The organism is Aequorivita sp. 609, assembly GCF_014212065.1.
GTDB classification, from domain to species: domain Bacteria; phylum Bacteroidota; class Bacteroidia; order Flavobacteriales; family Flavobacteriaceae; genus Aequorivita; species Aequorivita sinensis.
Genome location: NZ_JACJVM010000012.1, coordinates 209874 through 233603, shown reverse-complemented (window position 1 = coordinate 233603; position 23730 = coordinate 209874). Strand labels below are relative to the sequence as shown.

Sequence of the window (23730 nt, the reverse complement as noted above, 5' to 3'; positions counted from 1 at the left end):
TTAGTCAAGAGGTTTATTAAGCATCAACTCTAAGATACGCTTTACATTTTGAACAGGATGAACATGTTTTTCAAAATAGGCTCGTGCATTTACAGATAACTTTTCCGCAAGTGCTTTATCCTCTGAAACCAACTTTATTTTCTCCACCAACTCTTTATCATTGTGGAAATATAGCACCTCTTTACCTTCAGTTAACGGCACAGGTAGTTCCGCAGTTAGAGGTTCTGCTATTATAACCTTTCCTTGTGAAAGATATTCAGACATCTTCCAAGCCGGAGAGTTTACTAACCCACGGGTATAAACCACAATTCCAGCTTTTTTAATCGCATCTAAATATTCTTCAGGTGCTGTTGGCACATTCGTTAAAGCATCACCATAAAGCTCTTCTGATATTTTAGAAGGCACAAAGCCTCCTAAAAATCGATTAGGAAATTCTTTTCGTAGTAATTTAATTATTCGATATCGCTGCTGATGGATTTGTTTTACGTCTAAGTCATTTTCATGAAGGAAGGTTCTTGTCTGAAACAATATAGTGTTGTTTGTATCTTCATTAAAAGCCTCAAAACGGCTAATATTCCTTGTTGTTTTAATAAACTCCCAGTGTCTTTTTTGGGCCCTAATAGTTTTCAGTAAACGGTTAAGAATATCCCTATCTTTTTTAAAATTTAATAGTAAGTTACTAGCATAAAGCCCAAATAAAAATTTCAGCCTACTATGTTTAAACTCGGAATGTGTTCCGAAAGTCATCCCTAGATTATATATCTTAGCATTGGCTCTATCCTTTATAGTGACAATATAACGTGCTTCAAAATTTCTTTTAAAATAAAAGTCACAATGCTCTAATCCAGTCTTAGAAAATTTCACAGCACTATCATATAGATCTGTCGCGAAAAATATTTTCTTATTAGTAGTAGAATCAATTAACGTATAATAAGACGCTTTTGGAAACGGTCGATTTTCATCTAATACATTTCCATTAGTATCAACAGAAAAAGTTCCACTATTTTTCTTTAAAGAAAGCTTGACTTTCACATTAATAAGCCCTGCATGAGCCAATTCAAACAAACCAGTTTGCACATAGGAAGAATGGTTAAGTTCCTGTGGGGTGTGTATTATAACAGTATATGGTGATTCCATTTTTCTCTTTAACTAAAGACCCTATTTATAGAACTACGCATAGCCAACTCCGTTTGCTCCAAACTCCATTTTTGCTCTACCATTTTTCTAGCATTATACCTCATGTTACTTTGTTTGTCTTCAGACTGCACAAACTCTAATATCCTGTTTGAGAAACTTTCTTTAGTAGTTAGTATACCGTTGACATTATTCTCTACAATTTCATCTGGCCCACCTGCACCTTTAAGGGCTACAACGGGTGCTCCACATGCCATAGCCTCAATCATTACCATTCCGAAAGACTCATGTGCGCTTGGCAACAGAAGTAAATCTGCCTTTTGAAAATAAGAAACCAAATACTCATGAGCTACCATACCAACAAAATCAATGTTATCTATAATTTTCAATTTTGTAGCCATTGTTTTCAATTCTGTAAAGTAACTATCATCGCTAACAGGGCCAACTACTCTAAGTTTAACATTCCTACCTTGATTTTTCAATAAATATGAAACAGCTTCTAAGCATAATTCTATTTGCTTAAGGCGGGTAATTCGTCCTACAAAAAGCAATTCTATATTCTGATTATTTCTCTGACGTGGAGAAAAGGTTTCAATGTCTATTCCTAATGGCATTACCTGAAATTGCAAATTACTAAAAGTTTCCATTTGTAACATTTGCCGCTTTTGCACTTCAGTATGAACTATGATATGATGCACATTCTGAAAGTACTCTTTTGCCTCTCCTTCTGTAGAAAGGTGAATTCCTCCTATCATCGCTACGTATGGCTTCTTTTTTTGTCGAAGGAGTTTTGCTAACTTAAAGCAATACTTACTCCCGTGTCCAGACATATTAATAATAGTTAGATCTGGAGCACTAAAATAAGATCCAAAACAATGAAACCAAGAATGCTGTTTACGCCACTTGTGCCTATCTCTCAACAACGGACTTGTAACAGGCCAGAAGATTTTTTTGATGCCGTTAATCGTTTTTGAATATGGATAAATATGTCCGGTAAAATAACTAATAGATACCTTATACCCTTCCTCTTGCATTTTTAGCATAGCCCTTTCCTGAGGCTTACTATGTGAATAGTAAAGATCATTCTCTTTAAGGCCAATGGCTTGAGCGGAAAATGGATGGAGAAGGGAGATGGTTTTCAAATCAAAATTGTTTTAAAAATTCTCTTGCAATAGAGTTTTGCTGTGTATAAGCATTCCCGACAAGTTGAAATAATTCACTTTGCTTAGCTTCAAGACTTGAATATAATATATTAATACTTTTTAAGACCTTATCAACTTCTAATTGGTCTGTTCTTTTTGATACCCCTTCAACCCCTAAACTCATGAGGAAATCAGTAGTTTTAGACTCATACTCTATAGCATAAAATGGGGTATATGTAATTGCGGCGAAAATGATAGAATGAAGGCGTTGACCAACAAATACATCTATACTTTCCATAAAGCTCAGGGATTGTTCTAAATTCTTATAGTTCTCATATATACGAACTTGAGATACTATTTCTGATCCTAAAAAGTTTTTCATGTATGGTATATCACTCTTTGCCGTTGGATATAGGAAAACTTTCCAGCCTTCTGACAAAAGTGAACTAACTAATTCTACTGCAAAACTTTCCAGATGTTTTTGATTTAATCCATAAATTCTTCCAATTATATTACAGAAATTAACAGCAATCTTTTTTTGTTTGTCTTTTAATTTTAAGTTGTGACGCTTAAAATATATCGCAGGATCATGAATGATGCTTATTTCAGGTTTCACTGCCCATGAATCTCTCAATATAATCTTAGACAATTCACCTCTTACCCCTATAAATAGGCACTTATCTAAGACTACCTTCCAATCTTGAGCGTCTGAAGGGAAACCAATTTGATGAGCTAATTCAGGGTCTGCAACTCCTGAGCCAAAAACTACAAGCTCTGCGTTAGGAAATTTAAAGTGATATTCAGTGAGTAATTTAAGATAACTTTCTTTTTTACTTTTCTTAATAATAGTACCACCTCCGAGTATAATTAAATCAGGAGCTTTGAACAACCAACTTCTCAAATACTTACCCGAACTAGGCTTCACATAGGAAATAGGATATAAATATATTTTTTCTTTTAAAAGTCCTTGTATTGCAATAAAAACACCCTCATCACCTAAATTACTATGTCCAGTACACCCAATATATACTGCTTTTCTCTTTTTTGTAAAGAGATAACCTATATTTTTCGGCAGATAACGTATCTCGGCTATTAACTGATCTAAATAATATCTTAACTTCTTCAAGGTTTTATTTTTTTCTTAAATTCCTTTAAAATTCGCTTCCTAAAAAGGATAGCATAATACCCAAAAAACACATTCTTAATATTATTCATTACTTTATTAATACTAGAGTGAGGTTTATAATGCATTCCATTATAGCTTATATAGAATTCCTCTGGCTGATCGGTATAATTCACTTCAGAATATTTCATCGTTCGTTTCCAGTTGATAAAGTGAAGATACATAACTTCGTCAATAGACTGTCAATTACTAAACCCTATTACACTTTCTTATTCACTCATCATGAATGCCTTGACAATTTATAGGCTTTTAAAAGCTTTTTCAAGTATTTTTTTTTAAAAACATCCTTCTTATGTGCTTTTTTCAATATATTCAATATAGCTTTAAAGTACTTCTTATTAGTTAAAAGCTGAAATTCATTAATTTTTTGCCAAGAACCTGACCATAAGTGTATTGCGAAAGTATTCTCTTTAGAATACTCCTCATAATTCCTATCTAAGGGTCGCTTATATTCATTATAAGGAATAGGATAGAAAAATTCTGGGCGATAAATAGTAACTCCATCTTTTCTAACCGTATTCGAAAAACCTTCATTATAATTATAATATTCTCGAAAAATCTGAGTAACTATCTTAGTTATGGGCATTTTGAAATCATCTAATCCGAAATCATTTAAATTTTCATAATATTCTAGACATTTTTTTATGAATTCATTATGTTTTTCTGCTCCAATAATCCCACAACTAATTCTACTAGAACTTTCTGAACCAAAAAAGCAAATTTCATCCATAAAGCTATTAAAGCTTCTAACTACATACATATCTGTGTCTAAATATACACCACCATAATCGTATAGGCATTTTAATCTTACATAATCAGAAACATATGCCCATTGTTTATTCTCGAAAGCAAACTTTACAAAGGGAATTTCAAGTATGGTATTTTCTTCATTCCATAACATTAATTTATAATCAGGTAGTATTTTTTTCCAGGTAGCAATACAAGATTGTTCCGTTTGAGGAAAATCTTTGCCTCCAAACCAACAATAGTGAATTATCTTTGGTATAGCCATTATAATTTAGGTAGGTTATATTTTAAATGTAAAAAAATCTTGCTATAGAACCATTTGTTTAATCCACCTATTTTACTATAAACCAAAATCTTATAATACAATAAGTTGTTATTGGGTTTAAGCAAGAATTTCATCTCATGCAAAATAAATATGCAGTTATCTCTATCTGACTTTTTTAAAGCAGTATTTAATAATTTCAAGATTTTTTTATATGAATAGTTCATCAACTCTCTATCTCCTAACTTCATAGCCCGCTCAAGACTTCTTAAGTGATTTTTGGCTATAGATAAAATTATTTTCGAATCATAATTTTTACTTTTCTCTGTTTTTGTTCCATCATGTTGCCTATATAAATAAATAGGTTTATTTAAAACAGCATATTGACTCTCATTAATATCATAAAAAATTCTCGAAAAAAAATCAGTTTCTTGCCCCCTAACTAATGTTTCATCAAAACTATATTTTTTTAAAATATTCCTTTTAAATAAAACTGACTTTGTATATATCTCAAACTTCCAAAGTGCATACTGTTTGTATAGATTTGATGGTCTTACAAGGTTTACCTGTCTCTTTAAATTCAATAAAGAATCAACTATTAATCCTGAACCAATTACCACTTCAATTGTAGTTGAAAACATTAGTAACCGAGATGACAAAAAATCTATTAACATTACATCATCATCATCAAACCACTGAATATACTCCCCTTTACTCACCTCAAACCCATAATTCCGCGCTGCATTTCCTCCAGGCAATCTATCTTTAGGTCTGTGGTGATATTGGAAACGGGCGTCTTTAGCCATATATGCTGCCATCACCTCGTCAGTATTATCCGTACTCCCATCATCCACCACAATACACTCCCAGTTTTGGTAAGTTTGTGCCAATACCGAGTCTAGCGTTTCACCAATAAGGTGCGCGCGATTATAGGTTGGAATAATAATAGAAACTAAGGGATTGGAACTTGGCAAGGTTTAAACTGTTTATTATCAAAAATAAGAAAAAGGTTAAGCTAAGCAACAAAATAAAAGCCTCAAATTCTAAAACATCTGTTTTAAAACTTGAGGCATAAATTTTAAACTAAATTCGAAGGCGGTTATCCCTCAAATGCATTAACAATATCCATAAAGCTATCTACTTTTAAAGCTGCACCTCCAATTAGTCCGCCATCAACATCGGCTTGAGAGAAAATTTCAACAGCATTATTAGGTTTTACACTACCTCCATATAAAATTGAAACTTTATCTGCGATATCTTTTGAATACTTTTCCTCTATAGTTTCTCTAATAAACTTATGTATTTCTTGTGCTTGCTCTGGACTAGCAGTTTCTCCTGTGCCAATAGCCCAAACTGGTTCGTAGGCTATAATAATATTCTCCCAAGCTCCACTAGAAACATGGAAGAGTCCTTCTGTAAGTTGATTTTTTACTAGATTAAAATGATTTCCGCTTTTTCTATCTTCAAGCTCCTCTCCTATACAGAAAATTACAGTCATTTCATTTTTTAAAGCTGTATTTACTTTTTCTGCTAGCAACTGGCTATCTTCATTAAAATAAGCACGACGCTCACTATGACCTAATATAACAGTGCTTACTCCAACGCTTTTAAGCATTTTTGCCGACACCTCACCTGTAAAAGCACCTTCTTCACTTTGATGCATATTTTGAGCAGCAATCGATACAGGATGTTCGCGCATAGAAGTAAATGCGTGACTTAAATTGGTAAAAGGAGGGGCTATCATTACCGTCACATCTTCTGGAAAAACTTGTTTTTTAAGATCTACTAAAAATGTTTCAGTCTGTGCTAAATCATTATTCATTTTCCAATTCCCAGCTACTATTTTCTTTCTCATTATCGTATATGTTTGGTGTTTTGTATTTTCTTTTGGTAAAACTATTTTTTAAGTTTAATTCAAATTTCTAAATTCATAATTCTGCATTCATAATTCATAATTATCTACTGTCTACTAATTTTCGGGTCTAGCCAGCCGTAAATTATATCTACAAAAATATTGATTATTATAAACAATGTCGCAATTACTAATACTGCGCCCATTATTACGGGTAAATCTAAGGTGTTTAAAGCGTTTACAATTTCTTTTCCTAATCCGTTCCAGCCAAAGATGTATTCCACGAAAACAGCTCCTGCGAGCATAGAAGCAAACCAACCAGAAATAGCCGTAACTACCGGGTTTAGTGAGTTTTTTAAAGCGTGGCGTTTAATGATTTGATAAAACGAAAGTCCTTTAGCCTTTGCAGTGCGTATGTAGTCTTGATTTAAAACTTCCAACAAGGAATTTCGCATTAACTGACTAACAACTGCAAGTGGGCGAATACCTAATACTACGGCAGGTAAAATCAAATTTTTCCACTGAATGTATTTACCATTTCCAAAATCGTCAACTTCATACAAGCTTCCTGTCATATTTAAGTTTGTGTATTCGTGTAGTAGAAACCCGAAAATCCAAGCGAATATAATCGCACTAAAAAACGAAGGGACACTCATTCCTAAAGTGCTTACCAATTGAATCATCTTATCGATAAATCCATCCTTGAACAACACTGAAATAATTCCCAAAAGCACTCCGATAAGAATTGCAATTACAATGGCTGAAACTGCAAGTATAAAGGTATTTGGGAGGGTTTCAGCAATTACCTGACTTACTTCTTTTCCATTTTTTTGAAAAGATTCGCGTAAATAAGGCGTTTTAATTACAACACTTGTATTTCCTACGTTGAACAAATGAGTAGCATTGTACTTTCCTTTTTTTAGAAATGTATAATCATCAGGATTATTACTGTGAAATGAAACGGGTGATAAATCGTTTAAATACCGTACATATTGAACAGAAACAGGTTGATCGAAACCGTATTTCTTTTTAACGATTGCAACTTGTTCGGCGGTTTCATTTTGACCCAACATCATTCTTGCTGGATCACCAGGAAGTATTGTGAAAAGTAGGAATATAACAGTAACAACCCCAAAAAGTGTCAATACTGCATAACCCAACTTTTGAAGAATATACTTTACCACTAACCTTGATTTATTTGGTCCATCGTTTTAACCTCGTAGATAAAGTCGTCTCCAAAAAGAATTTTTGCATACTCTTCTATCGTTTCTGTAAAACCAGCTTCTTTTCTTCGTTCATTAACAGTTTCAGGCTTTTCGATAGGCCAAATAAAAGAACCTCTTGCATCGTCATAGCTCATTCCCTGAGTACCGTAAACTTGTGGTTTCCCTTCTAGCATTAAATACCTGTCTTCCATCATAGCTGCAGCGGTCTTCGGAATTTCACCTGCATCAGCTGCTTTTTTTACAAGTGGTAAATAATTTGGGATTTTATCAGGATTATGCTGAAGTACATTCCAAGCTACTAAACTAGACTCCTCTCCCACTACTGATTTACCTGGATATCCTTTTTCAATAAAATATTTCTCTACAAAAATCATATTAACGCTATCCAAAACCTTTTGCATTTCTGAAAGATCGCCGCTGTATTCAGCTTCAGTCAATCCCATACTTTCACCAAGTTGCTTTCTTTCTTCCAAAGATCTAGTTTGCATTAGGCGTCTGTATTTTTGATCTAAGTTTCCTATGCTATCAAGTCGCTGTTTTAATGATAAATCCAATTTAGGTTTTGAATTTTCAACTACAGGTAAGTCTAACTTATGAGCGTCATTCCAATGAAGTTTTTGCTTTATCGTTCCCTTATCCAATTCTAAGATTCCTGGATTACTTCTTACAATAGTCTTTAAGGTAGTTTCATCGCAGAAATAAAACTTGAAGTTTAGTTTGTAAGTATCTGTTAAGCTTTCAGTCATTTCTTGTGAAGAAGCAGATAGTCCAATTACATTATAACCGTTTTTAATAGCTCTATCTGTAATTTCTTTTACAGAAATATAACCGTCTTTTTCAGTGTTTGTCAAGCTATAAGCTACAATTACAATAAGATTTTCTTCATTTAAGAACTGATCGGTAAAGTCTTCGCCATTTCTTTCCATAGTAAAGTCGTGAATTGGCGGTACATAACCTTCCTGAATCATTTTAGTTTCAGTATTCACTAATTCTCCATCAACCTGTGGGTATTCCCCGTTTGTAACGATAGTTTTTTCTTCACCATTAATATTAAAAGTCCATTTATATTCATAAATAGGACCTGGAGCACCTTCTGGAACAGTCATTCCATCCTTAATATTTGCACCAATTTTATAAGGTCTGAAGTCAATAATGGGAAGGTGTTGTAATACGTGATAAGTAATGGCCATACACCCTACAAAAGTTGCGAAAATGATGATGCTACGCGTGCCTTCAGCAAAAAATGGTTTGATGTATTTACGCCCTATAAAAAGAATTATAATTAGAACTAAAAGAATAATGTCTTTGTAAAACGATTCCCAAGGAGTTAAAGGAATTGCATCTCCAAAACATCCACAATCTGTTACTTTGTTGAAATAAGCCGAATAAAAGGTAAGAAAAGTGAAAAACACTATCATTAGCATTAATGCCCATAGCGTAAACTTTTTTAAATACCCTAAGAGAAGCGCTACACCTACTAGCACCTCAAAAATCACAACGAAAATTGCAATTAGTAATGAATAAGGCACCAAAAACCCAAGGTCTAAAACGTCTGGGGCAAAGTAGTCTTGTAGTTTAAAAGCAAACCCAATAGGATCGTTAAGTTTCACCAAGCCGCTTATAATAAACAAGGCTCCAACCAATACTCTAGATATTCCAACTAATATTTTCATTTACTTTATTTTAATTAAATTAACTTTAGATATATATATAAAATTTGTTTTCTTAATTAATATCATTATATCTTAAACAAATAAAATCCAAAATTTTAAGCACCAAATTCCAAAACTAAATTATTTTAAAATTTTTGCTTAAGATTAAATTTATCTCTACTCAAACTTTTTAATTATTGTAGATAATATTTTTGTTATTTCTTCAGATTCATTAATTAACTTTTTAAATTCCATAATACCTGGATTCGCTTCCTTTAATAGTCGTAACCAATATCTAGATTCTTTAGCTTCCTTTCTAGCTATCTTTAATCTAAATACAAAATCTCTATCACCTAGTTTTTCATTCGCTTCAATATAATTAGCTCCAACAGAACCCGACGATTTAATCAATTGTTTACCATCTTCAACATTTGCCGTTGTATACTTTAAAGATTTAACGAGTATACGGCATTCATTTGCAAATTGAAAAGTTCTTTCTTCTAAATCATATTTTGCACCCACTTTTTGGAATTTAGATTTTTAGTTTTTGGTATTTAAATTATGCAATTTTTGCTAATTTTCATTTAAATGAATTAGCGCAAAAATTGCATAATTTATCATATCCTGATAATTAGCATCAATCCCTTCAGATACTAAAGTTTTCCCGCTATTGTTTTCAATTTGTTTTACGCGAAGTAATTTTTGAAGAATCAAATCAGTTAACGAACTCACTCTCATATCACGCCAAGCTTCGCCATAATCGTGATTTTTGTCCATCATCAGTTGTTTGGTTTCGGCAATGTGTTTGTCGTAAAGTTTTACAGCCTCATCTACTAATAAATCGGGTTGATCTACAACACCTTTTTCAAGTTGGATAAGCGCCATAATCGAGTAATTTACAATTCCAATAAACTCACTCGTTTGACCTTCGGCAATTTTTTGTTCTTTATTTTCTTGTAATCCGCGAATGCGTTGTGCTTTAATAAAAATTTGATCAGTAAGTGAAGGAAGTCGAAGAATTCGCCATGCACTTCCGTAGTCGTGCATTTTATTGATAAACAGCTCCCTACATTTTTCTACTTGTTCGCTGTATTGTTTTGATGTCTTTGCCATTCGTAAATTGTAAGATTTTGCGTAAATTTCGGGTAAATAAATCAATTTAGAAAATTGCAGACCCTTAATTGCCGCGGCAAGCTCATAGATCTTACCATCCCAAAAGTAATGGGAATTATAAACGTTACTACCGATTCGTTTTATGACGGTGGAAAAACGACTACTGAAAACGATATTTTAAGTCAAGCCGAAAAAATGCTTTCGGATGGCGCAACATTTTTAGACATAGGCGGTTACAGCACCCGACCTGGTGCAAATGAAGTTACAGAAGCTGAAGAAATTAAAAGAGTTACCGAAGCAATAACCCTTATCCTTAAGAAGTTTCCTGAAGCATTAATTTCAGTGGATACTTTCCGAAGTGAAGTAGCAAAAAAAGCCGTTGAAGCAGGAGCCGCAATAGTAAACGACGTTTCTGGTGGAACTTTAGATTCAGAAATGTACTCTATGGTAGGAAAATTAAAAGTGCCTTATATTTTAATGCATATGCGGGGTACTCCTAAAACAATGAGTTCACTTACCGATTATGAAAATGTAACTATTGAAGTTATAAAAGACCTTGCGTCAAAAATTGCCTTAGCTCGTGCAGAAGGTATAAACGATGTGATTTCCGACCCTGGATTTGGATTTGCAAAAACACGAGAGCAAAATTTTGAAGTTTTAAACAACCTTGAACTTTTCCAAAACCTCGAAATTCCACTTTTATCGGGAGTTTCTAGAAAATCTTTTATTTACAAAACGCTAGACACCACTCCAGAACATGCCTTGAACGGGACTACTTTTGTAAATACCTTTTCACTTATGAAAGGAGCTTCTATTTTAAGAGTTCACGATGTGAAAGAAGCTGTGGAATGTGTAAAGCTTTGGTGTGCAATTAATGGAGTTGAACATTACTGATAATTAGACAAAATTATCCAGGTTTTCTGTAATGAAGTATTATAAATTTTCTAACTTTCAAAATGTACTTAAGACTGAAACATAAAATCAATTTTTAAAGTACTTTTACAAAAAATACAGCCCTTTGGATTTTCTGGATATTCGAATTTTAGACATTGTAGATATAGTACTGGTTGCAGTGCTATTATACTATATCTATAACCTAGTGAAAGGCACTGTTGCCATCAATATTTTGGTGGGTATAATTATAATTTATACCATCTATGTTGTAACTCAACTTTTAGAAATGGAGTTACTCAGCCAAATATTAGGAGGATTTTTAGGTGTTGGGATGTTCGCCTTGGTAGTTGTTTTCCAACCAGAAATTAGGAAGTTCCTTTTAATGCTTGGCTCTACAAATTTTAAAGCCCGCCGGAAGTTTTTCCAACGATTTAATTTTTCTTCTGCCGATTCTGGTCCTTTTATAGACATCGATGCTATTGTAAAAGCTTGTAAAAAAATGGCAACCACCAATACGGGGGCTTTAATTGTAATTCAGCGGAACAATAGTTTAGATTTTGTAAAAAACACCGGAGACAAAATGAATGTTGAAGTTAATCAACCAATTATAGAAAGTATTTTTTACAAAAATAGCCCTTTACACGACGGTGCTATGATAATTGAAGAAAACAGGATTACGGCAACACGTGTAATTTTACCAGTTTCCAACGACCGTACTATACCTTTGCGATTTGGATTGCGACATCGTGCAGCTGTGGGTATTACCGAAAAAACCGACGCTGTTTGCTTGGTTGTTTCGGAGGAAAACGGCCAAATTTCTTATCTAAAAGACGGTGACTTCGTGCTTTACGAAAACACCGATGATTTGAAAAAACTTCTGAAAAAAGATTTAAGCTAAAAAGCAAAATCTAAGTATAAAATAAAAAAGCAGGCCTATAAGCCGGGTTCTGTTACTACTTCGATTAAATCAAAATAGCACCTTATCATTTATCTAGACGTTTCGTTACCGAAACGCTCAATCTGTCTACCCTCCTGCATCGGGCGGGTACCCTTATCCGAAAACGGAACGCAGGTTTACGTGACATTTCACCGCATAGAGTTTACCTGGTTTCACTACAGCATTACCTGTACATACTTTCTGTTGCACTTGTCCTAAAATTCTTACTCGCGCAAGAATAGTGACGGCTGTTAGCCGCTATGCCTCCCTGTGGTGCCCGGACTTTCCTCCCTCCCGATTAAAATCGGGACGACGATAAGGCGGCCTGCTGCGCAAAAGTACTCCAATGTTAATAAATATGAGAAAATACGAGCATCTATTTTTTTAAAACCCGATACACATCTTTATATTTGCTACCAAGTCATAATTTACAATTCAGAAATTTAATACTGAATTTTGAAAACGACTATTTTAACTATGGAACACTTCATTGTATCAGCCCGAAAATACCGCCCTGCAACTTTTAAAGATGTAGTTGGGCAACAGGCCATTACCAACACTTTGGATAACGCCATAGAAAACAACCACCTAGCACAAGCATTACTTTTTACGGGACCAAGAGGTGTTGGAAAAACTACTTGTGCGCGTATTCTTGCCAAGAAGATTAACCAAGATGGCACAGAAAAAGAAGATGAAGATTTCGCTTTCAATATTTTTGAATTGGATGCAGCTTCAAATAACTCGGTTGATGATATTCGTAATCTAATAGACCAAGTACGCATTCCACCACAAGTTGGAAAATACAAGGTTTATATTATAGATGAGGTTCATATGCTGTCTTCAGCAGCTTTCAACGCGTTCCTAAAAACGCTTGAAGAGCCGCCAAAGCACGCTATATTTATACTTGCTACTACCGAAAAGCACAAGATAATTCCTACTATTCTCTCTCGTTGTCAGATTTTCGATTTCAGAAGAATTGGCGTTAACGATATTAAAGGTCATTTAGCCGATGTAGCCAAAGCTGAAGGAATAGACGCAGAAGATGATGCTCTTCACATTATTGCTCAAAAAGCAGATGGTGCACTACGTGACGCACTGTCAATTTTTGATAGGGTTGTAAGTTTTGCGGGAAAAAACCTAACGCGTGAAGCTGTAACCGAAAACTTAAATGTTCTTGATTATACGTGGTATTTTCAAATCACCGATTTGCTATTGCAAAACAATATTCCACAAGTTTTAGTTACTTATAACGATATTCTCGCAAAAGGATTTGACGGTCACCATTTTGTAATGGGGCTTGCATCTCACTTTAGAGACTTGATGGTTTGTAAGAACCAGGAAACAATACAACTCCTTGAAGTTGGAGAACAAGTAAAGGAAATGTACCTAGAGCAGTCTAAGAAAACAAGTGCTCAATTTTTGATGGATGCTATAGAAATCGCTAATACCTGCGATTTAAAGTATAAAAACAGTCAAAATCAGCGACTCCTTGTTGAACTCTGCCTAATGCAACTTGCTTCCTTGACTTTTCAGGGCGAAAAAAAAAACTCTAGTATCGGGCAACGCTTCGTAATAGCTCCCTCCTATTTTAAATCGGAAGAATTTACTTCAAAGAGAATAACTTCTGCTGGAAGCATTATCCCTAAGCCGTTTAGGAAAATTGAAACTGACAATACAAATCAACAGGAAGTTGCATCTTCTCAAGCTGAAAAAAGTCAACCTAACGTTCAGGAACCTACTTCAAATATTTCTTCTGTAAATGTAAAGGCTGAAACTACAACTAAAGGAGAGGAAGTCACAACTCAAGAAGTAGCACAGCCTAGTATAGCAACTAAACGAAATGAAAGAAAAGTTTCTGCATTATCGTTAAAAAGCATTCAGAAGAAACAAGAGTTAAAACAGGAATTAGAAGCCAATCAACCTAAAGAGGAAGATCTCCCGGTGAATAATTTTACCGAAGAAGAGATGCTTAAGTATTGGAATAAATACACCAAAAAAGTGGAAAAAGACGGGAAATTTAACCTGCTTTCTCACTTAACAATGGGTACCCCAAAATTGGAGGGAGCGATAATTCATCTTGAATTTCCAAATCATACCATAAAAACTGAAGTTGAACGCGCTAAATACGATTTACTTGGGTATTTGCGTGAAAAACTTCAAAATTATGAGATAGACTTAGATATTACAGTAAACGAAACCACTGAAAAGCGTTATGTTTACTCAACACGAGAGAAATTCGAGAAAATGAAGGAAATGAATCCTGCTTTAGAAAGACTTAGACAGGAGTTTGATTTAGATATATAACTAGAGTAAATTCAAAAAACAATAAGGTAGTTATTGAATACATTAGCGATAGATTTTAATTGACACCACTCTTTATACTTGGACACTTAAAATCTTAATACCATAAACTTGAAACGATTAAGATAATATGTTAGGCTTAAAACTTCCCACAGACCCTCGCTGGGTAAATATTGTAGAAAAGAACATAGAAGACATTCTTTCAGATCACGCTTGGTGCGAACAAAAGGCAGCATCTACAGCTGTTTCTTTAATTGTGAGTTTCCCTGAATACACAGAGCTTACACAAGAGATGATTGCTTTGGTAAAGGAAGAAATCAGCCATTTTAAAATGGTTCACGATAAAATTTTAGAAAGAGGCTGGGTTTTAGGTAGAGATAGAAAAGATGATTATGTTGTTCAGATACTAAAGTTTTTCCCAAAAGGCGGGAGCCGCACCACACAACTCGTTCATAGACTATTGTATGCTGCACTTATTGAAGCTCGAAGCTGCGAACGATTTAGATTGTTAAGTGAAGAGCTTGAAGACAAAGAACTGGCCGAATTTTATAGAAAATTAATGGTTAGTGAGGCAAATCACTATACGATGTTTCTTGGTTTTGCACGTCAATACGGTGATAGAAAGGAGGTTGATCAAAAATGGAACGATCTTCTTACCTATGAAGCTGAGGTAATGAAAGACTTGGGAAAGCATCAATCCATTCACGGATAAATAACTTAGACCCCCTTCCCAATGAAAATCGAAAGAAGAAGGAAATTAATTAAATACAGAGATGTTTTAGACCAACCTATTCGATTTAACCCCTTTGTGTTTAGTAGAATGTTTATTCTCTGGGCTTTATTAGGGCTTATTGGAGGCGTTATTTCTGGGGTGTATTGGGTGGTTTTAATGTATCTAACCGACTTTTTAGCAGTATATCAAGGATGGCTTGTAATTCCTGTTATGGCTATTTGTGGGCTTCTTGCAGGGTTAATTATCTACTTTATTGGCGACCCTGGCGAAATGGAACTTATGGTTAATAACATTCGTTTCAAAAAAGGAAAGTTAGACCCTAAAAACAATCCTTCAATGATATTATCATCGCTGCTGTGTGTAGCCTCGGGAGGAAGTTTGGGCCCAGAAGCACCTTTGGTACAGGTTACAGGTTCCACAGGATCTTGGATGGGAAAAATTTTCAGATTAAAAGGTGAAGAGCTGCGCTCTTTAAGCATTGCAGGGATGGCATCGGGATTTACTGCCTTATTTGGCGCTCCCCTTGGAGGTAGCCTCTTTTCTTTAGAAATACTCCACCACAAACACGCCGTAGAATATTACCAAGCAATAATACCAGCACTTGTTGCCAGTGGATTTAGTTATATCATTTTTGCTATAATCGTGCAATTAGGATGGGGACCAATGTGGAATCTACCTGCCTACGAAATGGAAACTTTTTTCGATTTTGGATGGGCTGTCTTATTTGCAATTATGGCAACTATAGTGGGGTGGATGTTTATTTTTTGTACTAAGTTTTTTAAAACTCTTTTCAAAAAATTAAAATCTCCTATTTACATTAAAACCTTAATCGGAGGTATTCTTTTAGGGGTAATTGCTTATTATATTCCGCTTACTAGATATTTCAGCCACTTTGAAATCAATGAATTACTTGAAGAAAATGGTACGTTACAATTTCTTGGAGCAGTTCTTATTTTTAAAATTATAGCTATTTCTATTACAGTAACTTCAGGATGGCGTGGAGGTTTTATTATTCCTTTGTTTTTCTGCGGTACAGCTTTAGGGTTACTAATTCACAGCATTTTCCCTTCCATAAGCCTTTCGTTAACTATTGTAAGTTGTATGGCTGCTATAAACTCTTGTGTAACTCGCACCCCAATGAGTACAACTATTCTACTCGCTACATTAACAGGGTTCACATATTTTATTCCAATACTTTTTGCGAGTTTAACCGGCTATTTTCTAGCGCCTCGTATTCCTTTTATTGGAGCTCAAATGGAAGAGAAAGAAAAGAGAGCTATTAAAATAAAAAAGCATAACAATAAATAATATGAATAAAAAAAATCATTGGGAGACAGTTTACGAAACTAAAACTCCAGAGCAAGTAAGTTGGACACAAGAGGTTCCTAAAACTTCATTAGATTTTATTCAATCGCTAGAATTAAAGAAAACTGCAAAAATTATAGACGTTGGTGGCGGTGATAGCAACTTGGTAGATCATCTACTTAAAGCTGGTTTTGAAAATATTACTGTTTTAGACATTTCAGAAAAAGCACTCAATAAAGCGAAAAAAAGACTCGGTGATAAGGCAGAGAAAGTAACTTGGATTGTAAGTGATATCACAGAGTTTGAGCCAGAAACTACTTACGACCTTTGGCACGACAGAGCAGCTTTTCACTTTTTAACCAATGCTGAACATATTGAAAAGTACAAGCAAACGATTAAAAAATCGGTAAATAGCTATTTAATAATTGCAACTTTTTCAGAAAATGGACCTTTAAAATGTAGTGGACTTGAGATTACTCAATACAGCGAGGAGAAATTAAGCTCGGAATTTGCTGAAGATTTTGAAAAAATTAGCTGTCTAAACGAAGACCACAAAACTCCCTTCGACACACTTCAGAATTTTACATTTTGTAGTTTTAAAAAACGATAGCTTAAGCCAACAGCCACTTAAAGATACGAGATGAAAAAGGTCCTTCTATTTATAGCTCTTGTTTTAGCAACTTTGGCTGTAAATAGTCAGACCTCTAAAAAAGTATTATTTATTGGGAATAGCTATACAGCTGCTAATAATCTGCCGCTTATGGTAAGCGAAATGGCCAATAGCACCGGGCATATTCTAATTTACGATTCCAATACTCCGGGTGGATTTCGTTTTATGGATCACGCATCTAATAGTACCACTCTTACCAAAATAAGTTCAAATAACTGGGATTACGTTGCCCTTCAAGGACAAAGTCAAGAAACTTCTTTGAGTCAGTCGCAGATGGAAACAGAAGTATTTCCCTATGTAGAACAATTAGTCAATGCCATAAGAACAAACAACGAATGTTCACAACCGCTGTTTTATATGACCTGGGGGCGTAAAGATGGAGATGCTCAAAATTGCGCTATAAGACCTTGGGTATGTACATACGAAGATATGGACGACTTAATTAGAGCTACTTATATATACTTAGCTGAAACCAACCAATCTGAGTTAGCTCCTGCAGGGGCTGTATGGCGATTTCTTAGAGAGAACCACCCCAATATTCCACTGTACTCCAGTGATGGCTCACATCCGTCCTTAGCAGGCTCATATGCTGTTGCGTGTGCTTTTTATGCGATGATTTATAAAAAAGACCCAACTTTTATTTCTTGGAATTCTAGCTTAGATGAAAATCAAGCTAATACCATTAAAGCCGCGGCTAAGACAATTGTTTTTGATGAAATCGCTAATTGGGATTTTACAGAAAACCCCGTAGCAGATTTTACGGAAGAAATAATCGGAAGTGAAGTATCATTTACTAATACTGGCAGTAATTTCCATTCAATCTATTGGAGTTTTGGCGATGGATACAATTCCACCGAAACTAATCCAGTTCACACATATACTGAAAGTGGAATTTATAATGTTTCACAAACCGTTACTTATTGTGGTAAATCGGATACCAAAACAAAAACTATAGAGATTCCAATATTAAACATCGATAGGTTTAAAAAGGAACAAATATCTATTTATCCGAATCCAGCCACAGATAAACTATTTGTTAATCTCGATAAAAACTATAAGGAAATTGATGTTTCAATTTTTGATGTTTCAGGAAAAATTTTATTCAACAGAAAATTAAAAAACAAAAGTAGTTTAACGCTTAACCTTAGGGACTTAGATAGCTTTACTTATATCTTTAGTTTAATAACAGAAAGTTCTAAATTTGTAAGAAAACTAATAGTTAAATAGTGTAAATATTATTTCCCATTGTCAAATTTCCACGATGAGCTTTAAGCTTAATCCTAATTTTCTGCAGCAATTTTTTCGTTGTAAAGACTTTTCACTATACCGTCACTAAGTCCTATTTTAGGCACATACATACTCTTAGCTTTACTCCATTTCATGGCAGATAAATAGATTTTTGTAGCAGGAATTACCACGTCGGCACGATCTGGATTCATATCTAATTCTGTAATACGCTCCTCGTAGGTAAGAGATTTTAATGTTTTATAATATGAAGATAGGTAAATATAGCTAAGTGGCTTCCCAAGCTTTTTGCCACTCTTTTTAAAGATAGTATTGATGTTTCCTCCACTACCAATCATTAAAATCTTTTTATAATCTTTGGTCTCTTGTTTAATCCAAGCCTCCATTTGCTTCCAAACATCTTCAACTACGAGGTTTTCTAACAACCGAACTGTTCCAATTTTAAAACTTTGCGAAGTAACCGTTTTTCCATTGGCAAAAATAGTTAGCTCTGTACTCCCTCCTCCAACATCTACGTAAAGGAAAACTTTATCGTCTTCAATTAGTGTTTTTAAATCGGTAGAAGCGATAATTGCAGCCTCATCATTACCGTCAATAATGTCGATTACAATTCCGCTTTTCTCTTTAATCGTTTCAACTATCTCAGAGCCATTGGAAGCTTCACGCATCGCTGAAGTAGCACACGCTCTATAACGTTTTATTCCGTGCGTTTTCATCAACAGACTAAATGCCTTCATTGCATCTAGCATTCTTACGGCATTTTTATCAGAAATCTTTCCATCAACAAAAACTTCCGCACCTAAACGAATAGGCACGCGAACCAATGATGTTTTTTTAAATATCGTATCTTTTCCCTTCTGCTCAATTACAGTAACTACCAGCAAACGTATAGCGTTACTACCAATATCTACTGCTCCGTATTTTTCTATGTTTAACAAATTAATTTACTTCAAGTTTGTTTAAATAATAATTGTACATTTTGAATTGAGAACGAACTGGAGGCTTGTTGTTTCTTCTATAAGCATTGTCATTTTTCACGCTAAACACTCTAGCTTTAACATTATCACTCCACCCAATTTCAAAATTTTCTAAAATTTCATTTTTAATGTCAGGGTCGTATATCGGACAACTCACTTCTACCCTGTTATCTAAGTTTCTTCCCATTAAATCAGCAGAAGAAATATACACCTTAGTATCTCCGGCATTTTCAAAAATAAACAATCGCGGGTGTTCTAAATATTTACCAACAATACTTATTGCTTCAATATTTTCACTCATTCCTTTCACACCTGGAATCAAGCAGCAAATACCACGAACAATCATTTTAATTTTCACTCCTGCTCTGCTCGCTTCGTAAAGCTTGTCTATCATGGCATAGTCCGACAGACTGTTGAGCTTTAATTTAATCCCGCTAGGTAAGCCTGCTTTTTTATTTTTAATTTCAGTATCGATTAAATTATATAAAGCTTTTCGAGTGTAATGCGGCGACACGATAAGATGTCTATATTTTTTTACCTGATAATTGACTTCAAAAAAGTCGAAAACCTTATTTATCTCTTTGCATATCTTTTGATTCGCAGTAAACAAAGTATAATCGGTATAAAGTTTTGCTGTAGATTCATTGAAGTTTCCTGTACTCAAGATACCATAACGAACTGTTTTGTTGTTCTCTAGTCTTTCTACCAAACAGGTTTTACAATGCACCTTTAGACCTTTTACTCCAAAAATCAACTTGATATTTTCACTTTGAAGTAATTCAGCGTATTTAATATTTGCTTCTTCATCAAATCTCGCTTGCAGCTCTATTTGTACTGTTACGTCTTTCCCATTTTTCTTAGCATTTATAAGCGAACTAGCAATATGCGAAACTTCTGCTAAGCGGTAAATTGTGATTTTAATAGATTTCACTTTTGGATCCAACGCAGCTTCACGTAAAAACTTAATTACATACATAAATGTTTGATACGGAGCATGAAGCAGATAATCTTTTTCAGCAATTCTATCGAACAAACTACCTTGTAAGCTCAGTCCTGGTATTGGAAGCGGTTCTGTTTTTTCGTATTGAAGATCGGGCCTTCCCAATCTAGGGAAATTCATATAGTCTCGTCTGTTGTGATAACGCCCTCCAGGAATAATACTGTCGGTTTTATCAATTCCCATTTTATCTAGTAGAAACTGTAAGGACTTTTTATCAATACTTTTATCGTACACAAAGCGAACTGGATCCCCAGCACTTCTATTTTTTACACTTTTTGAGATTTTTTCAATAAAACTGCGACTTAAATCGCTATCTATATCCAACTCAGCATCACGGGTAATTTTAATCATATGAGCCGAAATTGTCTCATATTTAAAAATATTGAAAATGTTGTTTAAACAATGACGAATTAAATCGTCTAGAATAATAACATATTGATTATCTCCTTCCTTTGGAAGCTCAACAAAACGATTAATAGTTCGTGGAATTTCAATTAAAGCATAGTTGTGTTTAGCCTCAAAAGTATCATCCTCCTTGCTCATCACCATTGTTACAGCTAAGTATGCAGCATCATCACGAAGATTGGGGAATTCATCAACTTCACCAATCATAATAGTCATCATCGCCGGGCTAACGTATCTCACAAAGTATTCTGAAATAAACTTACTTTGCGAAGGTGATATTTCGGTCTCGTTAATAATAAATATATTCTCTTTTCTAAGTTTCGTTTGAATTTTACTTAGAATTTCGAGACTTTGAGCCTGCTGATCGATTACCGTTTGCGTAATCACCTCCAAAAGCTCCTTGGCTGAATACCCTCCAAGAAAGCTTTTCCCTGTCTTACCAGCTTCTACAATACGTTTTATAGTAGCATACCGAACCTTAAAGAACTCATCTAAGTTATTAGAAAATATACCTAAAAATCGAAGTCTTTCAATTAAAGGTAACTTTTCATCATTTGCCTCTTGCAACACTCGAGCATTAAACTGAAGCCAGCTTAACTCTCTATTGTAATATTGATTACGATTAGTTTTATTAGTATCTGTTTTACCTGTCATTACTTAAGATCTCGTGGAAATATTGTTTTAATTGTTTTACCTCTGGTAATGTCTTTCCATTTTTTTTCATCAAACTGCAACATTACAAAACCACAAGTTGGAACATTTTCTATGTATTTATCACCTAACATATTTACTATAGATGTTAAGGCGTGATTATGCCCCACTAACATCATAATGTCTAAATTATCATCGAACGACTTAATAATTCGCATAACACTCTGACCGCTAAAATCGTAAAGACTATGATTGGTTTCAAAATTTGCATCATCAATATTGAAAGCGTCTTTAAAAAATTGAGCCGTTGAGAGTGTACGAGTAGCGTCACTGCTAACAATTTTTTGAGGAGGCTTAACTTCTTTCGCAACTTTTTCTGAAACTAGTTTTCCATCGCGTTTACCACGCCCTTTTAAAGGACGCTTATGGTCTTGTAAATCGTGTTTCCAGGATGATTTTGCGTGTCTTACTATGTAAAGTGTTTTCATTGCGTTTTATTAATTCTAGGTTTTGGATGGCAATCAGAATATCGCTGGCCTCCTTAATTCTATTCCCTCATTTAAGGAGCTAACCTCTCAATCACCCAATCCTTGTCTTTTAATCTATATCGAATTCTGTCGTGCAGCCTATTTGGTCTTCCTTGCCAGAATTCTATCGATATTGGCTTTACTAATACTCCTCCCCAATTATCTGGTTTTGGAACTTCTTCTGTTTCATATTTCTTTTCGAGTTCTGCCAAATTTTTCTCTAAAACTTCTCGAGATTCCACTACTTCACTTTGATGTGAAACAACTGCTCCTAGCTGACTTCCCTTTGGTCTAGAATGAAAATAATTTGTTGAATCTGCTTCTGAAGTTTTCTCAGCAGTTCCTTTAATTATAATTTGTCGTTCCATATTTGGCCAAAAGAAAGACAAGGAAACCTTGTTGTTATTTGCAATAGCCCTACCCTTTTCACTTTCGTAATTAGTGTAAAAGTAAAAGCCGTATTCGTCGTATTTTTTCAGTAAAACTACTCTTCCTTTTGGGAAACCATCGGTTCCAATAGTATTTACCGTCATTGCATTAACTTCATCTACACCACCACTGTTCTGCACCTCATAAAACCATTTACGGAATTGTTGCATCGGGTTTTCATCTACCGAATTTTCGGATAGCTCGCCCTTTTCATAAGATTTTCGGTAGTCGTGAAGCTTTTCGGCCATTTCTCAAGTTTTAACGCAAGTTAAGAGTTTTAAATATTCTTTGAAATAGCAGTTTATTAAATATGTATTAAATATTTTCCAGTAGAAAAGATTCAAAAGTGAATTTAAACGAAAGGTTAAAGCCTAACTAGTAAGAAAAAGTAAATTAAAACTGAAAGGATTTTCCATCTTCAGCTAATTCTACATTATCAAATACCTCTTGAGCCTCCTTACGGAAAAGTTCAAGCTTCCCATAACGGCCTGAATAATGACCGAGAATTAATGTCCCAACGTTTGCTTTTCGCGCAATAACAGCAGCCTCCTTAGCGGTGCTGTGCTTGGTTTTTTCAGCAAGATGATAGTGTTCATCCAGAAAGGTTGATTCGTGATACAAAAAAGTTGCTCCTTCAATTTGAGGAACCATTTCTGGATTATATTCTGTATCACTACAATAGGCATACGATTTTGGTGCAGGTGGATCGAAGGTGATGTCTTTGTTTGATATCAACTTACCATCTCTATTCTCCACGTCGAAACCTTGTTTGATTTTGTTGTAATAACTTAAATAGATATTCAGTTCTCGAGCAGCATCCACATTTAACTTTCGGTCTTCCAGTTTTTCTTTGAAAAGGAATCCATTGGTATACACTCTATGTTTTAATGGAATTGTTTCCACCGTAACTTTATCATCTTCATAAATTAACTGTGGCGTAGTCTCTTCTAGTTCGTGGAAGTACAAAGGGTAATTTGTATATGCTTTCCCCAACTTAAGAAGCAATAATATAGACTGTTTTATGCCTTTGGGGCCGTAAATATGTAATTCAGCTTCTCTTCCTAATAGTAAAAAAGTTGAAATTAGTCCTGGTAAGCCAAAAAAGTGATCGCCGTGTAGGTGTGATATAAAAATATGACGAATACGCGAAAATTTAACCCTATATTTTCTTAATTGCATCTGGGCTCCCTCCCCACAGTCAATTAAAAACAAATGCCCCTTAATCTGCAAAATCTGCGCTGTTGGGTGCGTAGAAGCAGTTGGAGTTGCTGAATGGCATCCTAGGATAGTTAATTTCAAAATTGGATTTTTAAAAAATTATTGTTTCTCGTATCAGAAGCTTTAC

Annotated in this window: 23 protein-coding genes and 1 other RNA gene; 7 read left to right on the top strand and 17 right to left on the bottom strand. The window is 34.5% G+C overall.

Features of this window, described 5'->3' with window-relative positions; translation table 11 throughout:
• From H4O20_RS06710 to H4O20_RS06660, 11 genes are all read right to left on the bottom strand, one after another.
• Positions 1–1077, bottom strand: coding sequence for a glycosyltransferase (locus H4O20_RS06710; protein ID WP_185098683.1), 1077 nt, complete (start codon positions 1075–1077; stop codon positions 1–3).
• A 68-nt stretch (positions 1078–1145) separates the two neighbouring features.
• Entirely contained in the window at positions 1146–2276 is a 1131-nt protein-coding gene (locus H4O20_RS06705) for a glycosyltransferase family 4 protein (RefSeq protein ID WP_185098682.1), read from the bottom strand.
• A 1-nt stretch (position 2277) separates the two neighbouring features.
• Positions 2278–3402 (bottom strand): polysaccharide pyruvyl transferase family protein, encoded by a 1125-nt coding sequence (locus H4O20_RS06700; RefSeq protein ID WP_185098681.1) that lies wholly within the window; start codon positions 3400–3402, stop codon positions 2278–2280.
• Complete coding sequence (locus H4O20_RS06695; protein ID WP_221442746.1) at positions 3399–3623, bottom strand: hypothetical protein; 225 nt, start codon at positions 3621–3623, stop codon at positions 3399–3401. Before H4O20_RS06695 ends, H4O20_RS06700 begins: the two co-directional genes overlap by 4 nt.
• A gap of 56 nt (positions 3624–3679) precedes the next feature.
• Entirely contained in the window at positions 3680–4471 is a 792-nt protein-coding gene (locus H4O20_RS06690) for a glycosyltransferase (RefSeq protein ID WP_185098679.1), read from the bottom strand.
• A complete protein-coding gene (locus tag H4O20_RS06685) occupies positions 4471–5442 on the bottom strand; it encodes a glycosyltransferase family 2 protein (RefSeq protein ID WP_185098678.1) in 972 nt (323 codons plus the stop codon). Before H4O20_RS06685 ends, H4O20_RS06690 begins: the two co-directional genes overlap by 1 nt.
• 125 nt (positions 5443–5567) lie before the next feature.
• Complete coding sequence (gene tpiA, locus H4O20_RS06680) at positions 5568–6323, bottom strand: triose-phosphate isomerase (RefSeq protein WP_185098677.1); 756 nt, start codon at positions 6321–6323, stop codon at positions 5568–5570.
• A gap of 104 nt (positions 6324–6427) precedes the next feature.
• On the bottom strand, positions 6428–7504 hold the full coding sequence (locus tag H4O20_RS06675) for an ABC transporter permease (RefSeq protein WP_185098676.1): 1077 nt from the start codon (positions 7502–7504) through the stop codon (positions 6428–6430).
• The gene (locus H4O20_RS06670) at positions 7504–9219 is read right to left on the bottom strand and encodes a BT_3928 family protein (protein ID WP_185098675.1); all 1716 of its coding nucleotides are present in this window, start codon (positions 9217–9219) and stop codon (positions 7504–7506) included. Before H4O20_RS06670 ends, H4O20_RS06675 begins: the two co-directional genes overlap by 1 nt.
• Positions 9220–9375: 156 nt before the next feature.
• Positions 9376–9720, bottom strand: a complete 345-nt coding sequence (locus tag H4O20_RS06665; RefSeq protein WP_185098674.1) for a four helix bundle protein — start codon at positions 9718–9720, stop codon at positions 9376–9378.
• Positions 9721–9771: 51 nt separating this feature from the next.
• The gene (locus H4O20_RS06660) at positions 9772–10311 is read right to left on the bottom strand and encodes a DUF1599 domain-containing protein (RefSeq protein ID WP_185098673.1); all 540 of its coding nucleotides are present in this window, start codon (positions 10309–10311) and stop codon (positions 9772–9774) included.
• A 54-nt stretch (positions 10312–10365) separates the two neighbouring features.
• Between H4O20_RS06660 and folP the strand changes: the two genes are divergently transcribed.
• On the top strand, positions 10366–11205 hold the full coding sequence (gene folP, locus H4O20_RS06655; protein WP_260402645.1) for a dihydropteroate synthase: 840 nt from the start codon (positions 10366–10368) through the stop codon (positions 11203–11205).
• A 124-nt stretch (positions 11206–11329) separates the two neighbouring features.
• Positions 11330–12103, top strand: a complete 774-nt coding sequence (gene cdaA, locus H4O20_RS06650; RefSeq protein WP_139854813.1) for a diadenylate cyclase CdaA — start codon at positions 11330–11332, stop codon at positions 12101–12103.
• 22 nt (positions 12104–12125) lie between these two features.
• Here cdaA and rnpB read toward each other — a convergent pair.
• Positions 12126–12474: RNase P RNA component class A (rnpB, locus tag H4O20_RS06645), an RNA gene on the bottom strand.
• 145 nt (positions 12475–12619) lie between these two features.
• Here rnpB and H4O20_RS06640 point away from each other — a divergent pair.
• The 5 genes from H4O20_RS06640 (at position 12620) to H4O20_RS06620 (ending at position 18378) form a co-directional block, all read left to right on the top strand.
• Positions 12620–14446 (top strand): DNA polymerase III subunit gamma/tau, encoded by a 1827-nt coding sequence (locus tag H4O20_RS06640; protein ID WP_185098672.1) that lies wholly within the window; start codon positions 12620–12622, stop codon positions 14444–14446.
• 127 nt (positions 14447–14573) lie between these two features.
• Positions 14574–15155: a tRNA-(ms[2]io[6]A)-hydroxylase gene (locus tag H4O20_RS06635; RefSeq protein ID WP_185098671.1), complete on the top strand. Its 582-nt coding sequence runs from the start codon at positions 14574–14576 to the stop codon at positions 15153–15155.
• A 21-nt stretch (positions 15156–15176) separates the two neighbouring features.
• The gene (locus H4O20_RS06630) at positions 15177–16484 is read left to right on the top strand and encodes a chloride channel protein (protein WP_185098670.1); all 1308 of its coding nucleotides are present in this window, start codon (positions 15177–15179) and stop codon (positions 16482–16484) included.
• Position 16485: 1 nt separating this feature from the next.
• Positions 16486–17091 (top strand): trans-aconitate 2-methyltransferase, encoded by a 606-nt coding sequence (locus H4O20_RS06625; protein ID WP_185098669.1) that lies wholly within the window; start codon positions 16486–16488, stop codon positions 17089–17091.
• 30 nt (positions 17092–17121) lie between these two features.
• The gene (locus H4O20_RS06620) at positions 17122–18378 is read left to right on the top strand and encodes a T9SS type A sorting domain-containing protein (RefSeq protein ID WP_185098668.1); all 1257 of its coding nucleotides are present in this window, start codon (positions 17122–17124) and stop codon (positions 18376–18378) included.
• Positions 18379–18431: 53 nt separating this feature from the next.
• Here the strand turns inward: H4O20_RS06620 and H4O20_RS06615 are convergent, their stop codons facing one another.
• The 5 genes from H4O20_RS06615 to H4O20_RS06595 form a co-directional block, all read right to left on the bottom strand.
• Positions 18432–19334 (bottom strand): Ppx/GppA phosphatase family protein, encoded by a 903-nt coding sequence (locus tag H4O20_RS06615; RefSeq protein ID WP_139854819.1) that lies wholly within the window; start codon positions 19332–19334, stop codon positions 18432–18434.
• Between the two features lies 1 nt (position 19335).
• Positions 19336–21432 (bottom strand): polyphosphate kinase 1, encoded by a 2097-nt coding sequence (gene ppk1, locus H4O20_RS06610; protein WP_139854820.1) that lies wholly within the window; start codon positions 21430–21432, stop codon positions 19336–19338.
• A complete protein-coding gene (locus H4O20_RS06605) occupies positions 21432–21917 on the bottom strand; it encodes a histidine phosphatase family protein (RefSeq protein WP_139854821.1) in 486 nt (161 codons plus the stop codon). Before H4O20_RS06605 ends, ppk1 begins: the two co-directional genes overlap by 1 nt.
• Before the next feature lie 71 nt (positions 21918–21988).
• Positions 21989–22633, bottom strand: coding sequence for a pyridoxamine 5'-phosphate oxidase (gene pdxH, locus H4O20_RS06600; RefSeq protein ID WP_185098667.1), 645 nt, complete (start codon positions 22631–22633; stop codon positions 21989–21991).
• A 145-nt stretch (positions 22634–22778) separates the two neighbouring features.
• Positions 22779–23684 (bottom strand): ribonuclease Z, encoded by a 906-nt coding sequence (locus H4O20_RS06595; RefSeq protein WP_185098666.1) that lies wholly within the window; start codon positions 23682–23684, stop codon positions 22779–22781.
• Positions 23685–23730: the final 46 nt, after the last annotated feature.

Coding starts and splice junctions, on each gene's coding strand:
- H4O20_RS06695 (WP_221442746.1), bottom strand. CDS start 3,623: ATGTATCTTCACTTTATCAACTGGAAACGAACGATGAAATATTCTGAA.
- pdxH (WP_185098667.1), bottom strand. CDS start 22,633: ATGGCCGAAAAGCTTCACGACTACCGAAAATCTTATGAAAAGGGCGAG.
- H4O20_RS06660 (WP_185098673.1), bottom strand. CDS start 10,311: ATGGCAAAGACATCAAAACAATACAGCGAACAAGTAGAAAAATGTAGG.
- H4O20_RS06640 (WP_185098672.1), top strand. CDS start 12,620: ATGGAACACTTCATTGTATCAGCCCGAAAATACCGCCCTGCAACTTTT.
- ppk1 (WP_139854820.1), bottom strand. CDS start 21,432: ATGACAGGTAAAACAGATACTAATAAAACTAATCGTAATCAATATTAC.
- H4O20_RS06620 (WP_185098668.1), top strand. CDS start 17,122: ATGAAAAAGGTCCTTCTATTTATAGCTCTTGTTTTAGCAACTTTGGCT.
- H4O20_RS06635 (WP_185098671.1), top strand. CDS start 14,574: ATGTTAGGCTTAAAACTTCCCACAGACCCTCGCTGGGTAAATATTGTA.
- H4O20_RS06605 (WP_139854821.1), bottom strand. CDS start 21,917: ATGAAAACACTTTACATAGTAAGACACGCAAAATCATCCTGGAAACAC.
- H4O20_RS06630 (WP_185098670.1), top strand. CDS start 15,177: ATGAAAATCGAAAGAAGAAGGAAATTAATTAAATACAGAGATGTTTTA.
- H4O20_RS06625 (WP_185098669.1), top strand. CDS start 16,486: ATGAATAAAAAAAATCATTGGGAGACAGTTTACGAAACTAAAACTCCA.
- H4O20_RS06690 (WP_185098679.1), bottom strand. CDS start 4,471: ATGGCTATACCAAAGATAATTCACTATTGTTGGTTTGGAGGCAAAGAT.
- tpiA (WP_185098677.1), bottom strand. CDS start 6,323: ATGAGAAAGAAAATAGTAGCTGGGAATTGGAAAATGAATAATGATTTA.
- H4O20_RS06670 (WP_185098675.1), bottom strand. CDS start 9,219: ATGAAAATATTAGTTGGAATATCTAGAGTATTGGTTGGAGCCTTGTTT.